Raw genomic sequence first — 2,900 nt, forward strand, 5'->3', positions numbered from 1 at the left:
CCTTTAAAGTTTGAAGCCTTCGACGATGTGCTCGGCCAGGCATTCGGTGATCGGTGAAGGGTTGTTCAGGTTGCGGATCAGCATGATGCTGGCTTCCGGCAACAGCGGCAGGTCTTCGTCGGCGCCAAGGATGCGCATGTCTGGCGTGATCAGGCTTTCCAGTTGCGCGGTGATCGCAAGCCCCGCGCTGACCACGGCCATCAACGCCGACAGACTGGAGCTGTTGTAGGCAATGCGATAATCGCGACCCATGGCTTCCAGCGCATTACACGCCCAGGCACGGCAGAAACAATCGCTATTGAACATCGCCAGCGGCAGCGGCGTCTGCTCGTGGGCGTTGAAGCATTGGGCCTCGGCCCAGACAAAGCGCTCCTTGCGCAACAACTGGCCGATCTCGTTACCCGGCTCGCGGGTGACGATGGATAGGTCCAGGTCCTGGCGCTGCAACAGTTGCCGGGTCGATTCGCAATGAACCTCGATCTGGATCAGCGGGTAGAACTGCGCGAAGCGCGACAGGATGCCCGGCAGAAAGCGCATCACGTAATCGTCGGGCGTGCCGATGCGCACCGTGCCGACCATGTGCGGCTCGCGCAGGGTATTGAAGACTTCGCTGTGGAGTTTGAGGATGCGCCGCGCATAGCCGAGCAACACCTGGCCTTCGGCGGTCAGCTTGACCTGGCGCCCGTCGCGTTCGAACAGCTGGCGCTGCAACACGTCTTCTTCCAGACGTTTCATCTGCATGCTCACCGCCGACTGGGTGCGGTTGACCATTTCCCCGGCGCGGGTAAAGCCGCCCTGATCAGCGATCGCGACGAAGGTGCGCAGTACATCGGTGTCGATACTGGGGTAGGCGGACATTCATCAATCTCCGAGATGTATGCCATCAGAAACATTCGTTGGATTGATCTTAGCGCTGCGGCGAGACTGGATCCATCCCTAAAGGAGGGCTACACGATGAAAGGTCACAACGAGCATGTAACGGAACAAAAATTCTCAATCCACGCGGTATCCGATCTGCTGCACAAGTTTAGTCGCTGGTACGAACTTCACCGTGAACGTGAATTACTGGCGAGCTTGAGCGACGAAGCACTGAAGGATATCGGCGTGAGCCTCAACCGGCTGATCGAACGGCTCGGCATTCTGCAGATCGATTCGGTCAATGCATTGGTGCGTTCGCACTACCTTCCCTTGTTTTCCCGTCTTGGCAATTATTCAACCGACTTGCTCGATCAGGCTGCCTGGAGTCAGGGCCGTCGGCGCACGTTGTTCGAGTATTGGGGCCACGAAGCTTCGTTATTACCGTTGTCGATGTACCCCTTGATGCGCTGGCGCATGCAGCGCGCTTCCCGTGGCGAAGATATCTACCAGCAACKGGCGCGTTTCGGTCGTGAGCAGCAGGACACGATTCGCCGTGTTTTAGCGTCGGTCCAGGAGCTCGGTGCGCTGGGGGCGGGCAGCCTGTCGACCCGTCAGGAACGGGCAGGGCCGTGGTGGGACTGGAGCGCTGAAAAGCATGCGCTTGAATGGTTGTTCGCCGCCGGTGAAGTGACCGTGGCCAGCCGGCGCGGGTTCGAACGGCTTTATGATTTGCCGGAACGGGTGATTCCTTCGGCGCTTCTGCAGCAGCCCTTGCTCAGTGAAGCCGAAGCCCAGCGCGGGTTATTGCTGCATGCGGCCACGGCGTTGGGCGTCGGCACGGAAAAGGACCTGCGGGACTATTTTCGCTTGAGCCCGGCAGACAGCCGGCCGCGTCTGGCGGAGCTGGTCGAGGGCGGAAAGCTGCTGGTCTGTGGAGTTGAAGGCTGGCGGCAACCGGCTTATTGCCTGGCTGAGCCGAAAGTGCCGCGTAAGGTCGAGGCCAGTGCGCTGCTTTCACCATTCGATTCGCTGATTTGGGAGCGCAGCCGTACCGAGCGATTGTTCGATTTCCGTTATCGGCTGGAGATTTATACGCCGCAGCATAAACGCGTCTACGGCTATTACGTCTTGCCGTTTTTGCACAATGAGCGGATTGCTGCGCGGGTCGACTTGCGAGCCGAACGAGCGTCAGGCCGGTTGGCGGTGCATGCCGTGCATGAGGAAGAGCCGGGGCTGGATGATGAAGGGATGCTGGCGTTGGCGGTCAATCTGCGGTGGATGGCGGACTGGTTGGGGCTTGAGCGGCTTCAGCTGAATTGCCCGCGGGCGAGTGCGGCGCGGTTGCGGGGGGCGTTGGCTCAATTCAGTGTTGTTTGAATTGACGCCTTCGCGGGCAAGCCTCGCTCCTACAGGTTTTATGTCGTCCACCGGAAATGTGAACGACCCAAAACCTGTAGGAGCGAGGCTTGCCCGCGAAGGGCTTAACGCGATTTAACGGCGGACTTGCTTCAGGGTCTCTGCAATCAAAAACGCCAGTTCCAGCGACTGATCGGCATTCATCCGCGGGTCGCAATGGGTGTGATAACGATCCGACAACCCATCTTCGGTAATCGGCCGCGCGCCGCCGATGCATTCGGTGACGTTCTGCCCGGTCATTTCGATGTGTATGCCGCCGGCATAACTGCCTTCCGCTTCGTGAACCTGGAAGAACTGCTTCACCTCGCCAAGGATCTGCGCGAAGTCGCGGGTCTTGTAGCCGCTGCTGGCCTTGATGGTGTTGCCGTGCATCGGGTCGGAGCTCCAAAGCACTTGCTTGCCTTCGCGCTGCACCGCGCGAATCAGCTGCGGCAGGTGATCGCCGACCTTGTTCGCGCCCATCCGCGCAATCAGGTTCAGGCGACCCGGGTCGTTGTCCGGGTTGAGCACATCGATCAGGCGAATCAGGTCTTCAGGGTTCATGCTCGGGCCGACCTTGACCCCGATCGGGTTATGCACCCCGCGCAGGAATTCGACGTGAGCACCGTCCAGTTGACGTGTACGGT

3 protein-coding genes are annotated in these 2,900 nt (G+C 59.8%); 1 reads left to right on the forward strand and 2 read right to left on the reverse strand.

What is annotated here, in order from left to right:
- Window positions 1-3: 3 nt before the first annotated feature.
- Window positions 4-858: a LysR substrate-binding domain-containing protein gene (locus AC1DLB_RS28685; protein WP_018930024.1), complete on the reverse strand. Its 855-nt coding sequence runs from the start codon at window positions 856-858 to the stop codon at window positions 4-6.
- A gap of 96 nt (window positions 859-954) precedes the next feature.
- Here AC1DLB_RS28685 and AC1DLB_RS28690 point away from each other — a divergent pair, with 96 nt between their 5' ends.
- Window positions 955-2,235, forward strand: coding sequence for a DNA glycosylase AlkZ-like family protein (locus AC1DLB_RS28690; RefSeq protein ID WP_477786157.1), 1,281 nt, complete (start codon window positions 955-957; stop codon window positions 2,233-2,235).
- 114 nt (window positions 2,236-2,349) lie between these two features.
- On the opposite strand, the gene AC1DLB_RS28695 is transcribed toward AC1DLB_RS28690, so the two are convergent.
- On the reverse strand, window positions 2,350-2,900 hold a 551-nt coding region (locus tag AC1DLB_RS28695; RefSeq protein WP_477786158.1), incomplete at its 5' end, for a 3-deoxy-7-phosphoheptulonate synthase.

The organism is Pseudomonas sp. 05N434, assembly GCF_056396965.1.

What these genes read in the sequence shown, in the direction of transcription:
- AC1DLB_RS28685 (WP_018930024.1), bottom strand. Translation starts at nt 858, where the DNA reads ATGTCCGCCTACCCCAGTATCGACACCGATGTACTGCGCACCTTCGTC.